Origin of the sequence: Jeotgalibacillus marinus (assembly GCF_040801915.1) — a bacterium.
GTDB classification, from domain to species: Bacteria; Bacillota; Bacilli; order Bacillales; family Jeotgalibacillaceae; genus Jeotgalibacillus; species Jeotgalibacillus marinus.
Genome location: NZ_JBFMIA010000010.1, coordinates 16,257 through 39,073 on the forward strand (window position 1 = coordinate 16,257; position 22,817 = coordinate 39,073).

Sequence of the window (22,817 nt, forward strand, 5' to 3'; positions counted from 1 at the left end):
TATTGAAATGTACGAAGACACACCGAAAAAACAGGCATTAATTATCTAGCTTTTAAAAAATAGTATAAGAACCAAACAGCGTGATTTTGCTCATCTGCTGCTGCTCTGCGAAATATTTCTTTAATGTATGGATTAGTCGTTTCATCTGCTATTTCTAAGTAAAAATCAACGGTTCGTTGCTCATCTTGTATAGAAAATTCTAATCCATTTAAATATACATCAGGACATTCTTCAATGATTTTTGGTTGAGGTTGTCTCCCAGTTAGGCTGATATAAATCTGTCCAAATTGATGAAAATGTTTTATTTCATCCTGTCGAATTTCAAGAATTTGATTCCGTTCATTTTCTTTTGAAGTCATATTAGCTAACTTGGCATAACACTGGATTGCACTATACTCTCCATCAAGTGCCTTTTCAATATGACTAACCAATTTTTCATTTTGCCTGTAAATTAAATTGTTATCATTTAAATAAGAATACATAGTCATACCTCCCTAATGAGCCTAATAGTATCCTATGAGTAATTAATGTAACTAGTGAGTGTATTTGTAAGAGTGATGAACATGCTTCAACGATCCCCATTTTTCTATGTGCTAGTACCTTTAATTTGTCGATGTTTCTTGCCTTAAAACCTCCATACGCGTGGGAAAATGAACGAGTAGCGAGGCTTTTAATTATTGTTGTTGTCAGCACGACCATTACATAAAATGAATTAACAAGTGGAATAGTATCCTTATCCATCCTACTTGTCAGTTCATTTTTTTTATTTGAAACGAGCTTCGTGCCTTATGTGTATGATTTATGAAAGTGACTAATTCTGTGATACAGTCACCCAATTAGTTGGATAGATAAACGTTAATAGGAGGTTGTTGATATGTCACATCAAACGAAAGCCATTGTTCAGGGGTCATTGGATGCACTGTTGGAAAATAAGTTGTTTTTACCAGATTTGCAAGCGGATGCGAGAGAGCAGGCATTTACTTCGTTAGGTGCGATCCTTTCAACCCCAAATAAAATACATAAATCCTTTATCAGAATGCCATTAGAAGGTGGGAAGGTTGTGCGAATTCCTGCTTTTCGCGTTCATCATAATGATGCGCTTGGCCCATATAAGGGAGGAATTCGTTTTCATGAATCGGTCAATGAAGAAGAGGTCATCAATCTTGCTTTTTTAATGACATTGAAAAATGCACTTCATGGTGTCCCGTTTGGTGGAGGAAAAGGTGGGATTGTTTTAAACCCGCGTGACTACTCAGTGAAAGAATTAAATGTTCTATCCAAAAAATATGTTCAGTATTTTGCTGATGCTTTAGGTCCTGATAAAGATATTCCCGCGCCGGATGTAGGTTCAGGTGAACGTGAAATGGACTGGATGATGGCGGAGTATAAGAGCATTAAACCAGGTCAACCTTACCGAGGTAGTTTTACGGGGAAAAGTGTGATCAATGGTGGTTCGCTTGGTCGTAGGGAAGCAACCGGAAAAGGCGTCTATTTTACATTGCGCTATATGCTCCACGATTTCTTAAATGATCAAGAGGATGTTCTTACGAAGAATCAAAATGGATTTGCTAAAAAGGCATTAGCTGCAGCAAATCGTCCACTTACAGTTGCTGTTCAAGGATTCGGAAACGTCGGATCTGTTACGGCTCTTGAAGCCTATTCATGTAAGCATCTGCAAAATAAAGTTGTCGCGGTAAGTGATAGAAATGTAACGTTATTTAACGCGGATGGCCTAGATATTCCAGCCCTTGTGAATTTCACAGCGACGAATAAAGGTGATTTGCCGACAACAGAAGAGCAACTTGAAAAGTGTGGGATGAAAGCCAACATTCAAGACCGAAATGATCTACTATATCTTGAGGTGGACGTGCTCATGCTTGCCGCTTTAGAATCTCAAATACACAAAGATAATATGGATAAAATAAAAGCAAGTATTATTGTAGAAGGGGCCAACGCACCAGTCACAGCAGAAGCGGACCAATTTTTTAATGACAAAGGAGCCATTATTATCCCTGATATTCTTGCTAATGCAGGCGGGGTAATTGTCTCGTATTTTGAATGGCTTCAAGGACGCGAAACACAATTTTACAGTGAAGACGAAGTGTTTGTTATGCTATTCAAACAAATGAAAGCCACGATGGATACGATCTTACCGAAGTTTTTCGACGACCCATTCCCATTAAGACAAACTTGCTACATCCATTCTGTCATGAAATTATCTACGGTTTTATACAAGCAAGGAAAGTTGTATTAAAAAACGGCCAGCTGTTCGACAAGTTTAACCTTGTTCGAATAGATGGCCGCTTTTATGTCTGAAAAGGGGAGCGAACCTAATGCTTTTACGTATATTTTAGCCTTTGTGGCAAAAGAAGAAGTAAGAATTCTCCAATCATCCAATAGAGGCTGTAATGACATCGTACTAGTAATAAGAAGACGACCTAAACGACCGAAAATTTGAAATGATTTCCATTAAAAATTCCTCCTGATACGTAACATGCAATCCTTTTCAAAATCCTTCTATTTTTTTAAAAAACTACAGTAGGTAGTTGTTGGTATTTTCTGAAATTTCATTTACCTAGTAATATATCGATGATAGACTAAACAATAAAAAGGGGGATTCTTGATGAATGGATTAGGGAGAAAGTACAAATGAATGTTAAATACTTAAGAAGAAACAATTAGATCGGTACTTTTAGAGGAGGTTTCTGTGTATGATTTATTATCCAACATTAAGGAGTGGTGGAACGATTGGGGTTACAGCTCCATCTTCTGGTGTGCCGACAAGTTTACATGAGATCGTCAAGCAATCCGTTTCAAAGATGGAGGAACGAGGGTTCACGGTTGTTTGTGGAGAGACGGTGTGGACACAGCACAAGGCTAAATCTTCTTCTGCAAAAAAACGTGGGCATGAGTTTAATGAGATGATGAAGGATCAATCAATTGACTTTATTATTCCTCCTTGGGGCGGGGAATTGTCAATCGAAATGCTTGAATACGTAGACTTTAAAAAAATGAACAAAAAATGGATTCTAGGTTATTCAGATACAAGTGTGTTGTTGCTCGCGATCACCTTAAAAACAGGGCTTGCTGCAGCTCATGGTACAAATTTAGTTGATTTGAGAGGGGATTTTTGGGACGAAACAACAGCGAAATGGATAGAAGTGCTTTCGACTAGAAATGGTGAATCGATCTCTCAGTATTCGTCTGAAAAATATCAACAGAAATGGGATTTTGAAAACTCTTCACCTTGCGTGTTTCATTTAACAGAGCAAACGAAGTGGAAAACGATTTCTGGGCAACCTGAACAAATGGAAGGCCGACTACTAGGTGGATGTATCGATGTGATCCGTCATTTAGTTGGGACTCCTTACGGCGATGTGAAACAATTTAGAGAACAGTACACAACAGGTGAGCCGATTATCTGGTTCTTAGAGAATGGTGAGTTGTCGACCACTGATCTACGTCGTTCACTTGTTCAAATGAAGCTAGCCGGTTGGTTTGATAACTGTGCGGGAATTTTATTTGGGCGTAGTGAAGCCAACACACCTGTGGATAATTATCTGGTGGAAGATGTGTATCAGGATTTGTTTGAAGAGTTGGGGATTCCGATTGTTTATGACATTGATTGTGGACACCAACCACCACAAATCATGTTTATTAACGGTGCAGTTGCTGAAGTGGAGGTAGTTGAAGGGACAGGAAAAGTGGTGCAGTGGTTTAAATAGAGATGGTGGAGAAGATAGGAATGGATGAAGTGTGGATAATAAGTGGACGAGTTTCATACCATCGCAGTGAGCCGGGATAAAATTCGCTGAAATCTTATTGTGGATTGTGAATAAGAACGTTGATAAATAATGGAACTTATCGTTATGTATCTTCGTACTTTAGTAAAGACCCACTTTAGGAGTGATCTTATGTATACGAATCGACCAGTTATTCAAGTGAAAAAAACACTGTTTGAACGACTTTTTAACATGGTTGCAATCGTAGCGTTTTTTGCATGGATGGTGTATTTGGTAGTGGACTGGGCGTCGATTCCAGAACGAATTCCGTCCCACTTTAATGCTCTTGGGGAACCCGATGGTTGGTCGAGTCGAGGATTCATTGGGGTGATCCTGTTCATTGGGCTGATCCAATGGATAGGCCTTTCGATTTTGGAGCGTTATCCACATGTGTATAACTATCTTCATTTAACAGAAGAAAATGCAGAGTGGCAGTATAAAAATGCAATAATGATGATCAATGTGCTGAAGAATTCAATCATTCTTTTCTTCATTTTTATCTCATGGCAAAGTATACAGGTGGCAACAGGTGCAGCAGATGGGCTGGGTAAGGAGTTCTTGTTTATCTTTTTAGTTGTTATCTTAGGAAGTAGCGCATTTTTCTTGTTAAGATCTGTTCGTAAAAGGTAAAAATGGAAAAAGTTTGTTTTCTAAAAGTAATCGTTTACAATAAACATAAGATAAATAATAGAAGGGGTTGGACTGCGGTGTTTTTCGGTGGGAGCTATGTCCCGAGTTGGTTTTACATTGTTGCGGGTGTTGTGATGATTGGTTTTATGCTATTGGTGTATTGGTGGACGGACAAAGATTAACGCTTAGAAATGAGGCTATGTGATGACCCCATTTACTTTAACGGTAGTGTATGTGATCTTCTTAATCATTGCTATCTTAGTTATGATAAAAAAGCGAAAAAAATTGAATGTTAATGCTGGATTCAAGAGCTACGTGTCGTCTCTATGCTGGTTTGCCATTTCAGTTATTGTGTTTACTAGTGCACTATCTGGTAAACATGGTAGCATTTTAAGTTGGAGCATGATCACTATTTTATTGGTGGTTAGTATTTATTTCTCAAGATATTTGCCTAGAACAAATAAGAAGAGTAGGGAGAGAAGCTGATTTCTCTCTTTTTTTGTGCTGAAAATGTAGAAGCTGTAGAACACCGCTTTCGTGTGGAAGGAACCGTAACTTTTACTTCAAAAAAAAGAGGAGCTTGACAGCTCCCCTCGCAATAACAATTACTCTGAAACTCTGATTGAGTTAATTCCTGCACCTTGATCCATAGTAAGTGCATGTTCTAAGCCTTCAGTAACTTTACCAAAAACAGTATGAACGCCGTTTAGGTGAGGCTGTGGTTCATGTACAACGAAAAATTGGCTGCCACCAGTATTTTTACCAGCATGCGCCATTGATAAAGAACCGGCAACATGTGTATGAGGGTTTCCAGCCGTTTCACATTTAATTGTGTAACCTGGACCACCAGTACCGTTTTTGCTTGGGCAGCCACCTTGGCTTACAAAACCCGGAATAACTCGGTGGAAGTTAAGTCCATCATAAAAGCCTTCGTTCGCTAGTTTTTCAAAGTTAGCTACTGTGTCAGGTGCTTCTTCTGGGTACAGTTCAATTTTCATTTTATTACCGTCTGTTAAATCAATGATTCCTGTTTTAGTCATTAAAAAAACACTCCTTTGTGTAAGTAAGTTTTCGCTATTCATTTTACCATGCTTTTAGTTGGATGGAAAAGAAAGAGTATTGATTGGTTGAATCAAGTACCTAAGTACTTTTTTACTCAACCCTCAAACCCTCAACTATTTACATAGGGAAGAGGTACATCGCCTCCCACAAACATTTTACTTCTCCTATGTTAATTTCAAACATTTTATTGACTATTATGTTCATTTATTTCATAATATTCTTTATTAAGTGATTATTTTGAACAATTTTATATTGATAAGGAATGAGTGCGATGACACCCTCACAAAGACGAAAGGACATCACTTCTCATGTTCATGCCACAGGAAAAGTAGATATCGAACAACTAAGTGAAATGTTTCATGTTTCACCGATGACCGTTCGCAGAGACCTTGTTCTATTAGAACAAGATGGAAAACTGATCCGAACGCATGGAGGAGCCGTTTCCCCTCGTTCACTGACGTTAGAAACACCATTTATAAGTAAAGAAACAAAACATGTGACTGAAAAAAGGGCTATTTCAAAGAAAGCTGTCCAAATGATCCCTGAAGGAGCTAGTATTTTACTCGATTCGGGAACGACGACCCTTGAGCTGGCAAGACACTTGGTTAACCGTAAGGATCTCACGGTCATTACAAATGATATAAACCTTGCTAGTGAAATGGTCAATTCCGCCCTGCATGTGATTGTGACTGGGGGTGATCTTCAAAACAATGTAGGGGCATTACTCGGTGCTCAAACACAGGAATTCCTCAGATCCATCCATGTCGACCGCTTCTTTCTAGGAGCTCATGCAATCGATTTACATGCAGGTGTAACTTCACCGACTTTAGAAAAATCCATGGTAAAGAAGCTGATGATGGAAGCGGCAGAAGAAACTTGGCTGTTGGCAGATTCAAGCAAAATCCATCATAAAGCTTTTAGCAAAGTGTGCGCGTTACAAGACTTGGATGGCTTTATCACAGATGACCGAGTAAGCAAAGAAGAGGTTCGGCTCATCGAACAGCAGGTCAAGACATTTTTCGTTGAAGGAGGGTAACGAATATGATTGGTGTGATCGCCGATGATCTTACTGGAGCGAACGCAACGGGTGTGAGATTGACGAAACAAGGATTCAAAACGGCGACAGTGGTCCGTTACACGCCATTACCTGAAAAGGGACTGTATGATGCGATCTGTATTGATACTGACAGTCGCTATGCACTCGTACCCATTTGCCAACGACGAGTAAAGGAGGCTGTCAATAACTTAAAACAACAAGGTGTTTCCGTGTTTTGTAAGAGGATTGATAGTACCGTCAGAGGGCACTTTGGTTATGAGATCGATTCGATGCTAGAGGCGATGGGGGAACATTCAGTTGCCATCGTTTGTCCCTCTTTTCCGAAGTCAGGACGAGTTTCAACAGGTGGTTATCTACTCGTAGAAGGTGTCCCTTTACAAGAAACGGATGTAGCTAGGGATCCAGTCAAGCCATTAACTGAATCTTATGTACCGACTATTATTGAAGATCAAAGTAAACATGCTGTAGAGCATATTCCCTTATCCATTGTTCTTGAAGGGACAGATAGAATCGCAACGACGATCAAAGAACTTACCGATAGGGGGGTTCGAATCATTTCTATTGATGCAGTAACAGATGAAGAAATTGATCAAATTGCCATCGCAATGACTATGGTTCACAACAAGACATTGTTTCCTTGTGATCCTGGTCCCCTGACAGCTTCTTACTCTCGTGAAACCATTCAACAGCAAGTAAGTATGAGTAAAATTGTTGTGACTGTCGGAAGTGCTACAGCCATGACTGGAAGACAACTTGACTATTTATATACAAAATCACACATCACCCCAGTCTACGTAGAGGCAAAAAAACTTGCTACTTACAATGAAAGCTGGGATCAAGAAATAGAACGGTCTGTTGGCGAAGCTCTTGAAAAGGTGAAAACAGAGGATGTCCTTGTCATCACAACCTACGTACCCGGTGCGAAGAGAGTAGATCTCAAAAACCTAGCGAAGGATGAAAATACTTCAGAGGATGCTCTGGCAAAGCGTATTACCGATGGACTTGCAAAAATAACAAGAAAATTGATCGAACGATCGCCGCATAAGATTGAAGGGTGTTTTTCAAGCGGCGGAGATGTAACCGCTTCTGTTTGTGCGGTAAGTGGAGCTTCAGGAATACACCTCGAAGATGAAGTGATTCCCCTTGCCGCTTACGGTCAATTCATCGGTGGTCATTTTGATGGGATGTCTGTCGTCACAAAAGGTGGTCTCGTTGGGGATAAGAAGGCCATTTATGATTGTGTAAAACTGTTAAAAAATAAAATTTCGCAATATAGAAAGGAGAAAATTGTATGACTGTAAAGATAGTAAAACCGATCATTGCCATTCCTATGGGGGACCCAGCAGGTGTCGGACCAGAAATTACTGTAGGCGCTTTAAGTAAAAAAGAGATTTACGAACAATCACGTCCAATCGTCGTCGGCCATAAAGAAGTTTTACAAAAAGCAATCGAAATCATGGATGTTAGCCTTACGTTAAATGAAGTCGCTTGTCCCGAAGAAGGTACCTATGAATTCGGTGTAATTGACGTTATTCATGTTCCTGGTTTGATCGTAGAAGATGTTCAGTTCGGTGAAGTTCAAGCCCAATGTGGACAGGCTGCGTTTGATTACATTTACAAAACGGTCGAACTTGCCAACGCTGGTGATGTCCATGTCATGGCTACGACACCGATCAATAAAGAATCATTGAAGGCAGCAGAAGTTCCTTTTATCGGACATACAGAAATGCTTGAGGCACTTACGAATACGGATGACCCACTAACGATGTTCCAAGTTCATAATATGAGAATCTTTTTCCTAACACGTCATCTTAGTGTGAAAGATGCGATTGACCAGGTGACAAAAGAGCGAGTTCGTGACTATTTAAACCGATGTGACAAAGCTCTCCAACGTTTAGGTGTAGAAAACCGTAAATTTGCAGTAGCTGGTTTGAATCCTCATGCAGGAGAAGGTGGATTATTTGGTCGCGAGGAAATCGATGAACTAAACCCTGGAATTGAACTTGCACAAAAGGATGGAATCGATGTAGCGGGACCTGTTCCGGCAGATTCAGTCTTCCATCATGCGTTGAATGGAAAATTTGATGCTGTTCTTTCCCTTTACCATGATCAAGGTCACATTGCAGCAAAAATGACCGATTTTGAACGAACCATTTCTATCACGAATGGCCTTCCGTTCCTGCGCACATCAGTAGATCACGGAACCGCATTCGACATTGCTGGTAAAGGAATCGCGAGCACGGTAAGCATGGAAGAATGCATCAAACTAGCAGCAAAATATGCATCACAATTCACTCGTGCCACCGTGTAAAAAACGATTATGCGATAGGGGGACAATAACATGGATGTATCTGGAGCACAAATGATATTCGGTCTAGTTCTCGGTGTTTTTGTACTTATCTTTCTAGTGTTACGGACAAAAATTCATGTCTTTTTAGCATTGATCATCGCGGCATCCATCACCGGTATAGTCGGGGGTATGAAAGCCCCTGATGTTGTCGATGCGATTACTACTGGTTTTGGGGGTACTTTAGGATCAATTGGTATCGTCATCGGTTTTGGTGTAATGATGGGTCGCATTTTAGAAGTATCAGGCGCAGCAGAACGATTAGCATACAGTTTCATCAAGTGGTTAGGGCAACGAAAAGAGGAATGGGCAATGGCGATAACAGGTTACGTTGTCTCGATCCCTATCTTTGTAGACTCCGCTTTTGTTATTTTAACCCCTCTTGCGAAAGCATTATCAAAAAAGACAGGCAAATCAGTTATAGCGCTTGGAGTAGCCTTGGGTGTCGGTTTAGCAGTTACACACCACGCTGTCCCTCCTACTCCAGGACCTCTCGGGGTTGCAGGGATTTTCGGTGTGGATGTCGGATTAATGATTCTTACTGGTTTAATTCTTTCAGTACCACTGATCATCGTTGGTGTTTATTATGCAAAATGGCTCGGCAAAAGAATCTATCAACTCCCTGATGAAGACGGTCAAGGGTTTGTCAGACCTGAAGAACCTCAGACATTGGAAGAATACTATGAGATGCAAGAAAAGAAGGAACTACCGTCATTACTTCGTTCGTCATTACCAATCGTCGTGCCAATTGTTTTGATCTTCTTGAACACTACAATTGCAGCTATAGGGCTAGAAGGTGGCGTTTATGATATCATCGCATTTTTAGGCGCACCAATTATCGCCGTTGGCATTGGCTTGGTCTTTGCCATCTACGGATTATATAATCATGTAAAACAATCAACTGCAATCGATCGCATGGAAGAAGGAATTAAAGATGCTGGAATCATTCTTCTTGTAACAGGTGCTGGAGGTGCGTTGGGTAATGTTTTGAGAGAAAGTGGTGCAGGCGATTACATCGCACAGCAGATTGCTCAAACGGCCCTGCCAGCCATTCTACTACCATTCGTCATTGCCAGTGTCGTTCGCCTGATTCAAGGTAGTGGTACGGTTGCAATGATTACTGGTGCTTCCATTTCCGCACCGATTTTAGTAGGTTTGGATGTCAACATGGTCCTCGCCGCTCAGGCAGCAACCCTCGGCGCAATGGTATTTTCTTATTTCAATGACAGCCTATTCTGGGTCGTAAACCGTATGTTAGGAATAAAGAATGTAAAAGAACAAATGATTACTTGGTCTATACCTACCACACTAGTATGGGCTGCCTCACTTGTATTACTTCTACTCGCAAACGTGATAGTAGGTTGATAGATGAAAAGGTTTATTGAAGTTTAAATTCATGATTCCATAAATGATACCGATGTTTATTGAGCTGCTTTATTTTATTAGCTATGTTAAATAGTATTGTTGATTTCAGCAATAAAACAAGGGAAACCCTGTTTAGGGAGTTCCTTTGTTCCACCAAAGTCTTATTATGGAGACTACTTTTTAGAGGAGAAGCCTTCAAATAAAAAGCCTCCAATTGGTTCGTAAACCTTACTTGCAAAATCCACAAAAGGTTTTTTATCTTAAGTCGTCGGAACTGAACGTCCGTATTTCTGCTTTTGATATAAAAATTCCTCCGTATAATTGTGTAAGAATGATGGCAATCCTGCTAGAGAGTTCAAAATGCTAGGAGGATAATAATGAAAAACGTTAAATCAATGGGTATGATGCTGCTACTTGGTATCATCGTTAGTGGATGCAGCGCCGCGAATAATATGAGTTCAGATGAACCGGTCATACCTGTAAATGATGAAGCTGTACCATCATTAGAAATCGATTTAGTTAACAGTGAAGGGGATAAGGTAGGCATGGCGTCTCTAACCGAAACGTCTGAAGGAGTTTTGATTGGAGTGAAAGCAGAAGGGCTAGAGCCGGGGGAAAAAGGGATACACATTCATGAAACAGCCTCATGTAAGATTCCAGATTTCACTTCAGCAGGCGCTCATTTCAATCCTGGGCACAAAGAACACGGTTTCGAAAATCCTGCAGGCTATCACGCAGGCGACTTACCGAATATAGAAATTGACCAAGAAGGCAATGTGGATTTGGAATTGATTGCAAAGACCTTCACGTTAAAACAAGGCGTAGAGAATTCATTACTTGATAGTGGAAGTGCACTTATCATTCATGAAGGACCGGACGACTACAAAACCGACCCTACAGGAGAATCTGGTGGAAGAATGGTTTGTGGAGAAATAAAGAACTAATCTTTTTGAGCCCTTTCCTACCGAATGAAAAAGGCTTAAAGAATATTGTTGATATTTTACCCAAAGAAAAAGGACCTAATTTCTGGTCTTTTTTTGTTTGATTTTCTCACCCAGTCAAAAGTTATCTACATAAAATCCCCTGTTTTATTATGCTATAAAAATTAAGAAAAGCCACTAGCTATGATCAACTTATCAGCAAGTTTAATATTTTTCTTGAGGTAAATAGGTAATTCAGAATTAGTTAGAATTTGCTTTGTTGTCATCCAAAAAACACCATCTACTTCGTCAGCACTCTTAGCATATGCTTCGCCAGATTCTTGGTCGCAAAAAAACAATGTCTACCACACACATGTAAGCCTGAATCCGTAACAAAGGAAGAACTATTAACATATCTAAGATTTGATACCTGTATTCCCACTTCTTCAAATATTAGTTTTATAGGTTCTGGTGCAAACACATTTTGATAGAGATATAGAGCTACTGTTTACTTATGTATGAATTTAACTTCATTTTGGACAGACTCCAACTGTCGGTGATGTTGTCTTTTTTTCACCATATGCATAGCCTCTACGCCGCATAATATAGAGATGGCTGTTTCAAACGACTTGAATTCCAACATATAACGTACTCGTTTTTTAATAAAGCGATGATCCTGTTCCACGATATTATTGAGATATTTCACTTGTCTAATTAGTATGTCTTCAGGCAAACTTTCCTCGTTTTTTAATTCTTGAATGGCTACAGGATAGGCTGGATTCTTGTCTACTGTAATCACACGAGGGGTACGATTAAGAGAAGCAGCCAAGGATTTCTTAAAAAAGCGCTTGGCTGCTTCTTTATCTTTTAATAGGTAAAAATAACTATTAAATATATGTAGTAGATCTAGATTGTTAACACTAGGTAATATGATATAGACATTAGATGTTAACTAAAATTTATTAAAAATAAAAAATTGTAGTATATATGCTAGTTAATATATATAGATTTACTAGTTACTAACTACGTATAAAACATATATAGTATCTGAAGTTGTGCTGTGAAAATTGATAAGAATATTGATCTAACAATATTTAATAATCTGCCACCTTACATCTGAGAGAACTTTATTTTAAAAAACTTGTTTAATAAATTGAAATATTATCCTGATAACTAGGTATAAATAACTGTTAAACACAAGTAATATTTATAACCTACAAACACTGACACAGAAAGAAGAGTCCATTTTTGCACAATAATATGTTCGTAATTTGGACTTTTATTTATATAACCCTAAACTTATACTTACACTACAAAATGCTAACTAAAAATTCATCCACATTAATGCTAGTTTTTATATTTAGATTTATTAGATACTTTTATAGAGAATTAAGAAAAAAACAGTAAAAAGGAGCGGATAAAATGGTTGGAAAAATGGAGCAAGATTTTAGAGAATTGAACGAAAGAATTAACGGTATTAATGAAAAAATGGACCAAGAATTTAGAAGCGATATTAAGCAAGTTAGACAAGAATTACATGAAACCAATGAAAGACTTGATGCATTGCAAAAAGATATAGCAGCACCTACAAATTATAGATTGCTTAAATTGAACAAAGCATAATAAATATCACCTCCGCCCGGAGTGCGATCACACAATATGGGTAACCCTATTTATGTAACTATAATGATATTCATTTTAATATATCGCACTCTGATAAATGGGTGGTTTGTGGTGTTAGTCGTTCCCCGCTTGGAATAGATATAGAAAAAATTACTCCTATTGATTTCACCATAGAAGAAAGCTTTTTTTCAATGGAGGAATATTCTTCACCTATGGATAAGGATGATACAAAAAAATTAAATTATTTTATCAACTGTGGTGTACAAAAGAAAGTTACATAAAATCTGTTGGTAAAGGTCTATACATTCCATTAGACTCATTCTCAATTCAAATACTTGATGACCACATTACAATAACTGCGGAGTTAATTCGAAAAACCTCTTTTTTAAACAATATGATATAGACAAGCAATAAGTTTTATAGAGAGGAGTTTATTGGATTAAGAGAACTATGCAATAAATTTATTTCTAATTTTTTATAAAGGTGTTCATATATTGGAGGATAATTCATATGAAAAGTATCGTAAAGCACATCGTAATACTTTGAAAAAAAGCTTAGAACAGCAATCGTCGTATTGACCATTTTACTTTCAACAATCGGAGAAACAATTGTTGCTATTAATTTTTTAAGAGATGATTACCCGCATTGAGGGGTAAGAACTGTAAAATTCTCTTCACGTTCACTATAAAATAATAAAGGATGATTATCATGATCAAGCACGCAAAGTCCGGAGATAGTATTTTTGTAAATGGAAACTGTTTAACCGTCATTTCATCAAATGACAACAATGTGATTGCGTTAATGAGTAATAATCGACAAGTGTCCTTTCTACATGGTCAATATAAACTAATAAAGGGATGATTCCATTTGTTATTCGGTCGGAAAAGAAGAGAGAAAAGCAAAGATCGAAGATACCATTTTAGTTACTAATAAATTCAAAGAATATCCTTCATTTTATACACACGGAGAACATCTTTGGGTTGTTGATTCAAATGCAAAATATATTGTTTCATTAACTAAAAGTGAGGGGATTCCGGTGAATCATACTGATTATAAAATAATACATATTGACGTTAACAATGCACATTAGTGATTTTATCCATATGACACCCGGACAATTATTAATTAAATATTGGTTGATATGGTGCATTATTATTTTAATTGCTATAAGATGCATAAAATCTGATAACTATTGAGTCGATTCACCAATCAAATTCTTAGGAGTCATTAAAATTCCATCGTATGCAGGAAAATAAAAAAATACAATAATAATATTGTTTTTAGCGAAATTGATTTTAGGAGGAACGTAAATGACAACAGAAGAACGCATACAAGTAATACGACATCTGTCATTAAAATATGGTATAGATGAAATTATTTTTGAAAGAATGACCGATTCTGAAATACGAAAAGAATATGAATTTGAAGTTATCAACATATTAGAGCCATTTATGTATCGTTGGAGGGGTTTAGAATAGTATGAAAAGAAAAGCAGTTTTTGGCGAAAAAATAAGAGTTTTAAAAAATTCAAGTGCATTTGATAAGAATGATATTTTAGATGTTGTATATTCAAATCAATTTTCTATTATAGCTTACAAATATGGTGATTATGAAGGACACATAATAAAGCACAAAGATTATGTACTAGTTAATGGTACATAATGAACATTATGATATACACTGTTTAATCTTATTTTTATTCTAATAGAAAAGTAGGTAATCATGGACATGTTTGAATTAGTTACGAAAAAAGAAATACATAGTGAATATTTATCTTTAAAGGCTGCGGGGTTATTATATTATTTGCACTCAACACCAGCTTTTAGACATTTTGATTTGTGTGATCTAAATGGAATATTCACTGATCATCCACAAACAGTAATGAATACAGTTTTTGAACTACAGAAAAGAGGATACGTCATAACGTGTAAAAAAAGATACACTATTGATAAATGGTCACGAAATAATGATATAACGCCATCTAGTACCTATCATATTGATGATTCGAACTGGAAAGAAAACCCATCTGTAGGTTCCACTTATCACACTAATAGAAAAGGTAAAATATTATGAATGTATTATTTAATAGAAAAAGAATAAATGCAAAAGTTGGAGACAGAATTTTAGCTGAAAATTCTTCGAAAGTTTACCCTTCATTTTATAAATTTGGTGAAACGATGATTGTGGTAGAATCTCACGCTAAATACGTTGTAGCATTAACTGTAAGTGGGGGAATATTTCCAATGGTTCACGAGGATTATAAAATAATAACCGCAACATAGTCATCATGGCTATGGTAAAGATGATTGATGATGCAATGTTATCCGTTGTCTCTATTTACAATCGCTCCAAACACAGTAGAGTATATATAAATCTTATTTAGACACAGAAAAAGAAAGGTTGATTTTTGTGAAAAAAGGAATCTTATTTTTCTCTACGGCGCTGTTAGCTTCCCTTGTAATGGTAGGGTGTTCTGATGATGAACAAGAAGGCGTCACAAAAGGTGAGTTTTTAACGAATCTGTTAGACACGATGGGTGTTGATGTAGGGCCTTATGAACGAACAGATGAAGGGACAGAAGAGGAAACAAATGAGGTCACATTTACAGATGTTTCTGATGAGCTTTTCCCTTACGTGGATACTGCGATGAGATTAGACTTAGTCGATGAGAATGAGTCTGAATTTGGAGAGAACGAGGAGATTACTCGCGAAGAAGCTTATGTTTTGCTCATTCAATCTTTAAATCTATTACATGATTACGATCATACGAATATAGATGCATTTGAAGACTCTTCCGATATTAGTGAAGATGCTTATGGTGCACTTGCAGCAGCTTTTGAATTGGGAATAATGGAAGAGAATGACGAGTTTCTTCCTCAAGAACCGTTAAGTGAAGAATCAATGGACACGATGATGGAGCGTTATGATGAAAACATTGATCGCATGACCATTGTAGCTACAAATGACTTACATGGACGTATTCTCAATGATGAGGAAAATACCGAATTGGGAATGGCGAAAATCGCTACGATTGTGGAACAAATACGTGAGGAAAACGATGATACCTTCCTTTTTGATATTGGAGACACATTCCACGGTACCAATTACGTTAATTTTAGTGAAGGTGAGTCCGCTGTTAACCTGATGAACCAAATGCAGTACGATGCAATGGTTCTAGGAAACCATGATTTCAACTTTGGTCAGGAACGAATGTTTGAGCTCATGGAAATGGCTGAATTCCCTGTGATGAGTGGAAACTTTCGATATGAAGAAAATGATGAACTGATCACAGATCCTTATGAAATTATTGAAGTAATGGGGAAAGAAATTGCATTGATTGCGATCACAGCAGAAGATACGGTGGTTAAAACGTTAGCTTCAAATGTTGAAGGGCTGTATGCTGAAGAAGAAGTGTCCGCACTTCAATTGCTTGTGGATGAAGTGAAAGATGAAGTAGACCATATTTTCGTACTGTCTCATGCAGGCTATATTATCGACAAAGAGATGGCTGAAGAAGTGGATGGAATTGACTTTATTTTAGGTGGTCACACTCACGATACGCTTGAATACCCTGAGTTACACAATGGAACATATATTACACAGGCATGGGAATATGGTAAAGCATTGAGCATTAATCAAGTGCTGTTTCATGAAGGGGAACTCATCGGAATATCTGGACATCTAGCGCGAGATTATGAAGGGCTTGAAGAAGCATCTGATGTGAAAGAAACGCTTGATGAGATAGAAGCGGAAGTTAGTGAAGAACTTAGTGAAGTCATTGGTTCCATCGATGTGGACCTTGACGGCGATCGTTCGAATGTTCGCACGAGAGAAACGAACTTAGGAAACCTGATTACAGATGCTATGAGAAATTTAACTGGCTCTGACATTGCATTCACAAATGGTGGGGGCATTCGTGACAGCATCCCTTCAGGAGAGGTTGCGATCCTGGATGTCGTTACGGCTCTGCCATTCCTTAACTTTGTGATTGAAATTGAAGTGACAGGTGAACAGCTTTTACGAAGCGCTGAACAAGGCGTTCATTTACTCCCTGAAGAAAATGGTGGCTTCATGCACGTATCTGGAATGAGCTTTACTTATGATCCATCTCAACCAGAAGGAGATCGTGTGGTGGAATTGTATGTGGGCGACGAGGAAGTTGATCCTGAAGCTACGTATACAGCAGCAACAAATGACTTCACAGCTAGTGGCGGTGATGGTTATGAGTGGTTGGCGGATACTCCGCGCCTGACAGACACAGGAGAAATTCTTAATGAAATCGTAACCAATTATATTAATGAAGGACATGCTATTCCTGGAGTGGAAGATCGAATTAAATCAGTGGAATAACGTTATTGGATGTTTTTCAATCTAAATGAACGATCGAACAGACAATCGAATTAACAGTTAAAAAGATTGGTCAAAATGAGATTTTTTCTCGTTTTGATCAATTTCTTTCTTTTTTCATGTGAGATAGTACATTTAGCATAAAGCGCGGATAAGTGTTGTGCAGACTTCGATAACGATGCCGCACCCGCGGATATCCGCCGCGCAGACTTTGATAACGGCACCGAATCCGCGGATATCCGCCGTACAGACTTCGATAACCACTCCGAACCCGCGGATAAAACTCCATAACAAACTTCTCCATCCAAAAAATAGTAACTTCAAATAAAATAAGTGCGTTCATTTCATGTGAGATAGTATGTTTGGCATGAAGCGCGGATAAGTGCTGTGCAGACTTCGATAACGATGCCACATCCGCGGATATCCACCGCGCAGACTTCGATAAACACTCCGCACCCGCGGATATCCGTCACTCTTTTAGAAATTAAAAGTAAAACAAGTCAAGCGGTCTACAAGGATGATATCCTTGTAGACCGCTTGACTTGTTTAGATCTTGCTAGTTAAATCAACCTTTTAATTCGTCCCTTATACTTTTCAACTAAGGCGCGATTGTGTTCTTCTGAGCCATCAACATTTCCACTTTTAAAAATAGGTGGGTGATATCCATTTTTAAGCATTATATTAATCGCTTCGATCATAATCGCATTCATGATCACCGTTCCAACGACAGTCGAGCCTGATCCAAAGGACTCATCAAAGTCTGGATGGTTCATCAACGTATCACCAATGCCAATATGATTATCAATGACTAAATCTGCAGATTGATATAAATAATATTGTTCTTTATGTCTGGAGGGTTGGCTGATGGCATAAGCCAATGATGTGATGCCGATAACAAATGCACCTTTTTTTTGACTCCATCTAGCAACATCAACAGGAACTGGATTTCTACCAGACGTAGAAATGACGATCACAAGATCATTGGAGCGAATGTCTTCATTCGACATAAATGATCTTGCAAAGTTATTTTCTTTTTCAAGTCTAGATGAACGACTTGCCCCTTTATGAAGCATGAGTTCTTCTACAAATATTGGGTTTATCGGGGCAAGTCCGCCTGCTCTATAAAAAACTTCTTCACCGAGTATGTGAGAATGACCAACACCAAAAATATGGATAATACCATCCTGCCTAATACTCGTTGAGACTTTTGCAGCAGCTTTCAAAATACTTTCTCTCTCTTCAATCTTTACGAATTCTAACAGATCCATAATCTTCCTGAAATATTCATCAATCAATGCCGCTCCCCCCAGTAGGATGAGTTTTTCTAGCGATCCATGCTAATCATGAATTTATATCGGTCTGATCGGTAAGAAGATCGAACGACTTCAAATGGTTGATTATCCTTTAGAAAGGTATTTCGCTGAATTAAAAGAATAGGAAAGCCCTTCTTTATGTTAAGGTACTCGGCTTCTTGCTTATTCGCTATCGAGGATTCAATGATCTGAGTGGCATGGTGAATCGTCAGTTTTGAATCACTTTCAATATATTTATAAAGGGAAGTTTCTACGATCTCTTCGGTAAGTCCTTTAACTAGGTTTGCTGATATATATGTGTTTTCAAGTGCCATTGGTTCGTTATCAGCTAGCCGTATCCTCTTGATTTCATATACTGGAGAATATTCTTTAATATTTAGCTCTTTGGCAATGGAAGAGGAAGCAGGAATGATTTCAAAATTAATAATTTTACTACTCGGTTTCATCCCTCTAGCTTCCATATCTTCTGTAAAACTAGTTAACCCCGATAAAGGCTGTTCGATTTTTTGTTCTGCAACGAAAGTTCCGACACCTTTTAATCGATAGAGGTATCCAGCATTCGTTAACTGAGTGATCGCTTGTCTTACTGTCATACGACTAATTTCGTATTTTTCAGCGTACTCACGCTCAGACAATAACGTATCCCCCGGTTTTAATTCGCCTTGTTCAATTTGTTTTTTGATCTTTTCAACGATTTGATGGTACAAGGGGAGAGGAGAGGCTTTATCAATCATCTTTAAAAAAACTCCTTTCGTTGATCAAGTTATACCTTTATACCTGCTAATGCTTTTTTGTCCCCAATTATTGTAACATTTTGATGTATGTTTAGCACTGAAGCTGGAAAATTCTCGTTTTTTTGTCCGTTTAATAACTGTTTTACCGCTTCAGATTTTCCCTCACCAGATACAAGAAGTAAGATCTCCTTACTTTTTAAGATTGTAGAAATCCCCATTGTAATCGCATGAGTAGGCACCTCTTGTATACTGTTAAAAAACCGAGCATTTGCCATGCGTGTTGATTCTGCGAGCTTCACTTTATGAGTTTTTGATTCAAAAGGGGTTCGCGGTTCATTAAATCCAATATGTCCATTGTTTCCAATTCCTAGAATTTGAAGATCAATCCCGCCTTGATTTTCTATTAAATCTTCATAAGCCTGACATTCTTTTTCGATATTGGATGCCGTACCATTAGGAATATGAGTATGCTCTTCAGCAATGTTGATATGGTCAAATAGATTCTCTTTCATAAAATATTTGTAGCTATTTGGGTGATTAATTTCTAAACCTACATATTCATCTAAATTAAATGTCCTTACGTGCGCATAAGAAGTTCTGTTCTCCTCATAATCCTCAATCATTTCACTGTATGTTCCTAAAGGCGTACTTCCGGTTGCTAAACCAAGATTCATCTGAGGAGTATGATGGATTTTTTTAATAATATACTCAGCTGCAAGGTTGCTCATTTCTTGGTAGTTGTTAGCTTCGATAATTCTCATACGAGTCCCTCCATATTTTGATAGGCAATTTCTCCTCGACAAATCGTCAACATAATATCTAAGTTTTGATCAAGAATAACAAGATCTGCATCTTTTCCTTCACTAATGCTTCCTTTTCGATCAAAAACGTTCAATTGTTTTGCTGGGTTGGTTGAGGCCATCTTTATTGCCTCCTCAATTGAACAACCAGTGAAGGAAATAAGGTTTTTAAAGCCATCGATCATTTTTAGAAGGCTGCCGGCTAGTGTCCCGTCTGATAAATAGGCTTTCCCATCTTCAACGGTGACCTCTTGTCCTCCTAAATCGTATTTTCCATCTTTTAAGCCTTTTGCTCTCATTGCATCGGTGATCAAAATCATTTTGTCGGCTGTTTTTTGTTGATAAACAAAATCAACCATATCTGAACAAACATGAATCCCATCTACAATGACTTCAGTAAACAATTCTGGTCTCAAAAGAGCTCCACCGGCTACACCAGGCTCACGATGGTGAATCCCTCGCATTCCATTAAAAAGGTGGGTAACGTGAGTCGATCCTTCTTTCACAGTGTTCTTTATATCATCATATTTTGCATCGGAGTGACCAATAGAGGAAATGATTTGTTGCTCATGTAAATAATGAGCAAATTCTAATCCCCCATGAATTTCTGGAGCATGCGTCACAACCTTAATATGGTTGTTTGAAAGCTCATTCCATTGTTTGAATAACTCAATATCAGGTTCTTTAATGTGTTTTGGTGGCTGGGCACCAGCTTGCTTTGCACTAATGAAAGGTCCCTCTAAATGAATGCCCAGTGGTTCCGCTTGACCAGATTTTTGTCGATCATTTATATAATTCCCTGTCGTTTCAACAGCTTTTTCAATACTCGAGCTTTCTTGTGTAATAGTTGTAGGTAAAAAGCTTGTTGTTCCTTCCTTTGGAAGAGCTTTACATATCCTTTCTATTGCGCTTGATGTTGAGTCCATTGTGTCTGCTCCATCTGCACCATGAATATGAATGTCGATCATTCCAGGGATTAAATGAAAGTCGTTTGTGAGAGAAATGACTGTTTCATCTCCAGAATTAGTAACTGTCGTCCAATCCCCAATTGCTACTATTTTTCCGTCTTCTATTTTTATATATCCGCTATCCTTCCTTCCATTTTCTGTGTATATATTTAAATTTTCTATGGTTATTGATTTTATTGGCATGATCGTATCAATTCCTTTCAAATTGGAATAATAAAGTTAGAATCTCATCAATGGGGATTTCCAATTCGCGTTTAACAAAATAAATTTGGGATATTTTACAGTACACATAGTAACATGCATATATATAGTTGTCTATACCATCACTTGTCGATTTATAGGTGAATAGGGTGAAAATGGTATAGACAACTATTTTTTTGCATGATAAACTAAAAACGCTTTCATTCTAATATGAAACGGGAGGATTATAAAATGCTATCATTTTTACAACGAATAGGGAAAGCGCTTATGCTTCCCATTGCAGTTTTACCAGCCGCAGCTTTACTTTTGCGTTTAGGACAAGATGATTTTCTTGATATTGCGTTTATTGCTGGTGCTGGAGGAGCGATTTTTGATAATCTTCCTTTACTTTTTGCCATCGGGATTGCTGTAGGCTTTGCAAAAGATGGGAATGGATCCGCAGGTTTGGCTGGTGCAATTGGGTTCTTTGTATTAGCAAATGGAACGGAATCAATAAATGCAGATGTTGACATGGGATTCTTAGGCGGAATACTATCAGGGGTTATTGCAGGGATGCTATACAATCGCTTCCATGCGATTAAATTACCGACATGGCTTGGATTCTTTGGTGGTAGACGTTTCGTTCCAATTATAACAGCTGCAACGATGGTTGTTCTTGCAGCGATTTTTGGCTTTGTATGGCCTCCAGTACAAGAGGGTATCAATGCACTTGGAGAATGGATTATTAATGCTGGTGCAGTAGGCGTAGGTGTTTATGGATTCTTAAACCGTATATTAATTCCAACGGGACTTCACCATGTTTTAAACTCTTTCCCTTGGTTTGTTTTTGGTGAATACAATGGAGCAACAGGAGATATAAAACGTTTCTTTGCTGGTGATCCAACAGCTGGAACGTTCATGGCAGGGTTCTTCCCAATTATGATGTTTGGTCTTCCAGCAGCGTGTCTTGCAATGATTACTACGGCAAAAAAAGAACGCAAAAAGGCTGTTACAGGGATGTTACTTGGTATTGCGTTCGCTTCGTTCTTAACAGGAATTACAGAACCAATTGAGTTTTCTTTTATGTTCTTATCACCAGTTCTTTTTGTTGTACATGCCCTCTTAACGGCTAGTTCAATGGTTGTCACATACTCTTTAGGTACTCTTAGTGGGTTCGGTTTCTCAGCTGGTGCGATTGATTTCTTCCTAAACATAGGAATTGCAACCAAACCATGGCTTCTATTGGGTGTAGGTCTCATTTACGGAGTCATTTATTATGTTGTTTTTGTATTTTTGATTAAGAAGCTTGATTTAAAAACACCTGGTCGTGAAGATGAAGAAGATCTACCAGTAGAGGAAAGCACATCAACTGGGGATGATAAATATGCGGTAATGGCGAAAAATTTTGTTGCAAATATGGGGGGAATCGAGAATATTTCTTCTATTGACAACTGCACGACAAGATTACGTCTTGAAATGAAGGACATGAGTCAAGTTCAAGATTCAAATTTGAAGAAACATGGTGCGAAAGGTGTTATTAAATTAAATGATACGAATTTACAAATCGTTGTAGGTACGGATGTGGAATTTGTTGCTGATGCGATGAAACGAATTCAGTAAGGTTTTTTACTTAATTCGTAGCAGCCTTCCCTCTTAGCAGTTGCGTGAGGGAAGGCTCTTTTTTTGAGA

24 protein-coding genes and 1 pseudogene are annotated in these 22,817 nt (G+C 38.0%); 18 read left to right on the forward strand and 7 right to left on the reverse strand.

Translation table 11 applies throughout. The features are described 5' to 3' along the window. Positions 1 to 41: 41 nt before the first annotated feature. Entirely contained in the window at positions 42 to 482 is a 441-nt protein-coding gene (locus AB1471_RS11300; protein ID WP_367779875.1) for a ferritin-like domain-containing protein, read from the reverse strand. A gap of 392 nt (positions 483 to 874) precedes the next feature. Between AB1471_RS11300 and AB1471_RS11305 the strand changes: the two genes are divergently transcribed. From AB1471_RS11305 to AB1471_RS11320, 4 genes are all read left to right on the forward strand, one after another. Then, positions 875 to 2,254: a Glu/Leu/Phe/Val family dehydrogenase gene (locus AB1471_RS11305; RefSeq protein ID WP_367779876.1), complete on the forward strand. Its 1,380-nt coding sequence runs from the start codon at positions 875 to 877 to the stop codon at positions 2,252 to 2,254. 54 nt (positions 2,255 to 2,308) lie between these two features. Continuing rightward, positions 2,309 to 2,458, forward strand: a complete 150-nt coding sequence (locus AB1471_RS11310; protein ID WP_367779877.1) for a hypothetical protein — start codon at positions 2,309 to 2,311, stop codon at positions 2,456 to 2,458. Positions 2,459 to 2,711: 253 nt separating this feature from the next. Beyond that, positions 2,712 to 3,725: a S66 family peptidase gene (locus AB1471_RS11315; protein WP_367779878.1), complete on the forward strand. Its 1,014-nt coding sequence runs from the start codon at positions 2,712 to 2,714 to the stop codon at positions 3,723 to 3,725. Positions 3,726 to 3,914: 189 nt separating this feature from the next. Then, complete coding sequence (locus tag AB1471_RS11320; protein WP_367779879.1) at positions 3,915 to 4,412, forward strand: DUF1648 domain-containing protein; 498 nt, start codon at positions 3,915 to 3,917, stop codon at positions 4,410 to 4,412. Between the two features lie 605 nt (positions 4,413 to 5,017). Here the strand turns inward: AB1471_RS11320 and AB1471_RS11325 are convergent. Further along, positions 5,018 to 5,452 (reverse strand): peptidylprolyl isomerase, encoded by a 435-nt coding sequence (locus tag AB1471_RS11325; RefSeq protein WP_367779880.1) that lies wholly within the window; start codon positions 5,450 to 5,452, stop codon positions 5,018 to 5,020. 293 nt (positions 5,453 to 5,745) lie between these two features. Between AB1471_RS11325 and AB1471_RS11330 the strand changes: the two genes are divergently transcribed. The 5 genes from AB1471_RS11330 (at position 5,746) to AB1471_RS11350 (ending at position 11,187) form a co-directional block, all read left to right on the forward strand. Then, the gene (locus tag AB1471_RS11330) at positions 5,746 to 6,510 is read left to right on the forward strand and encodes a DeoR/GlpR family DNA-binding transcription regulator (protein WP_367779881.1); all 765 of its coding nucleotides are present in this window, start codon (positions 5,746 to 5,748) and stop codon (positions 6,508 to 6,510) included. Between the two features lie 5 nt (positions 6,511 to 6,515). After that, positions 6,516 to 7,826, forward strand: coding sequence for a four-carbon acid sugar kinase family protein (locus tag AB1471_RS11335; RefSeq protein WP_367779882.1), 1,311 nt, complete (start codon positions 6,516 to 6,518; stop codon positions 7,824 to 7,826). Beyond that, complete coding sequence (pdxA, locus tag AB1471_RS11340; protein WP_367779883.1) at positions 7,823 to 8,842, forward strand: 4-hydroxythreonine-4-phosphate dehydrogenase PdxA; 1,020 nt, start codon at positions 7,823 to 7,825, stop codon at positions 8,840 to 8,842. Before AB1471_RS11335 ends, pdxA begins: the two co-directional genes overlap by 4 nt. A 30-nt stretch (positions 8,843 to 8,872) precedes the next feature. After that, complete coding sequence (locus AB1471_RS11345; RefSeq protein WP_367779884.1) at positions 8,873 to 10,243, forward strand: GntP family permease; 1,371 nt, start codon at positions 8,873 to 8,875, stop codon at positions 10,241 to 10,243. Between the two features lie 377 nt (positions 10,244 to 10,620). Continuing rightward, the gene (locus AB1471_RS11350) at positions 10,621 to 11,187 is read left to right on the forward strand and encodes a superoxide dismutase family protein (RefSeq protein WP_367779885.1); all 567 of its coding nucleotides are present in this window, start codon (positions 10,621 to 10,623) and stop codon (positions 11,185 to 11,187) included. 484 nt (positions 11,188 to 11,671) lie between these two features. On the opposite strand, the pseudogene AB1471_RS11355 reads toward AB1471_RS11350, so the two are convergent. After that, a pseudogene (locus tag AB1471_RS11355) lies at positions 11,672 to 12,031 on the reverse strand (DDE-type integrase/transposase/recombinase); the annotation flags it as partial. 554 nt (positions 12,032 to 12,585) lie between these two features. Here AB1471_RS11355 and AB1471_RS11360 point away from each other — a divergent pair. The 8 genes from AB1471_RS11360 to AB1471_RS11395 all read left to right on the forward strand — a co-directional run bounded on the left by AB1471_RS11360 (position 12,586) and on the right by AB1471_RS11395 (position 17,136). After that, entirely contained in the window at positions 12,586 to 12,786 is a 201-nt protein-coding gene (locus AB1471_RS11360; RefSeq protein ID WP_367779886.1) for a hypothetical protein, read from the forward strand. A gap of 235 nt (positions 12,787 to 13,021) precedes the next feature. Then, on the forward strand, positions 13,022 to 13,189 hold the full coding sequence (locus tag AB1471_RS11365) for a 4'-phosphopantetheinyl transferase superfamily protein (protein WP_367779969.1): 168 nt from the start codon (positions 13,022 to 13,024) through the stop codon (positions 13,187 to 13,189). Between the two features lie 305 nt (positions 13,190 to 13,494). Further along, positions 13,495 to 13,647 (forward strand): hypothetical protein, encoded by a 153-nt coding sequence (locus AB1471_RS11370; RefSeq protein ID WP_367779887.1) that lies wholly within the window; start codon positions 13,495 to 13,497, stop codon positions 13,645 to 13,647. 449 nt (positions 13,648 to 14,096) lie between these two features. Continuing rightward, positions 14,097 to 14,264 (forward strand): hypothetical protein, encoded by a 168-nt coding sequence (locus AB1471_RS11375; protein WP_367779888.1) that lies wholly within the window; start codon positions 14,097 to 14,099, stop codon positions 14,262 to 14,264. 1 nt (position 14,265) lies between these two features. Next, the gene (locus AB1471_RS11380) at positions 14,266 to 14,448 is read left to right on the forward strand and encodes a hypothetical protein (RefSeq protein WP_367779889.1); all 183 of its coding nucleotides are present in this window, start codon (positions 14,266 to 14,268) and stop codon (positions 14,446 to 14,448) included. Between the two features lie 60 nt (positions 14,449 to 14,508). Then, a complete protein-coding gene (locus AB1471_RS11385) occupies positions 14,509 to 14,859 on the forward strand; it encodes a hypothetical protein (protein ID WP_367779890.1) in 351 nt (116 codons plus the stop codon). Beyond that, positions 14,856 to 15,068: a hypothetical protein gene (locus tag AB1471_RS11390; protein WP_367779891.1), complete on the forward strand. Its 213-nt coding sequence runs from the start codon at positions 14,856 to 14,858 to the stop codon at positions 15,066 to 15,068. Before AB1471_RS11385 ends, AB1471_RS11390 begins: the two co-directional genes overlap by 4 nt. A 127-nt stretch (positions 15,069 to 15,195) precedes the next feature. After that, complete coding sequence (locus AB1471_RS11395; protein ID WP_367779892.1) at positions 15,196 to 17,136, forward strand: bifunctional metallophosphatase/5'-nucleotidase; 1,941 nt, start codon at positions 15,196 to 15,198, stop codon at positions 17,134 to 17,136. A 557-nt stretch (positions 17,137 to 17,693) separates the two neighbouring features. Here AB1471_RS11395 and AB1471_RS11400 read toward each other — a convergent pair. The 4 genes from AB1471_RS11400 to nagA are packed head-to-tail and all read right to left on the reverse strand — an operon-like array spanning position 17,694 to position 21,131. Continuing rightward, positions 17,694 to 18,428, reverse strand: coding sequence for an SIS domain-containing protein (locus tag AB1471_RS11400; RefSeq protein ID WP_367779893.1), 735 nt, complete (start codon positions 18,426 to 18,428; stop codon positions 17,694 to 17,696). 29 nt (positions 18,429 to 18,457) lie between these two features. Then, positions 18,458 to 19,180, reverse strand: coding sequence for a GntR family transcriptional regulator (locus AB1471_RS11405; RefSeq protein WP_367779894.1), 723 nt, complete (start codon positions 19,178 to 19,180; stop codon positions 18,458 to 18,460). 29 nt (positions 19,181 to 19,209) lie between these two features. Then, positions 19,210 to 19,941 (reverse strand): glucosamine-6-phosphate deaminase, encoded by a 732-nt coding sequence (gene nagB, locus AB1471_RS11410; RefSeq protein WP_367779895.1) that lies wholly within the window; start codon positions 19,939 to 19,941, stop codon positions 19,210 to 19,212. After that, positions 19,938 to 21,131: an N-acetylglucosamine-6-phosphate deacetylase gene (gene nagA / locus AB1471_RS11415; RefSeq protein WP_367779896.1), complete on the reverse strand. Its 1,194-nt coding sequence runs from the start codon at positions 21,129 to 21,131 to the stop codon at positions 19,938 to 19,940. The genes nagB and nagA overlap by 4 nt, the downstream gene beginning before the upstream one ends. 249 nt (positions 21,132 to 21,380) lie before the next feature. On the opposite strand from nagA, the gene nagE reads away from it, so the two are divergent. Beyond that, on the forward strand, positions 21,381 to 22,748 hold the full coding sequence (nagE, locus tag AB1471_RS11420) for an N-acetylglucosamine-specific PTS transporter subunit IIBC (protein ID WP_367779897.1): 1,368 nt from the start codon (positions 21,381 to 21,383) through the stop codon (positions 22,746 to 22,748). Positions 22,749 to 22,817: the final 69 nt, after the last annotated feature.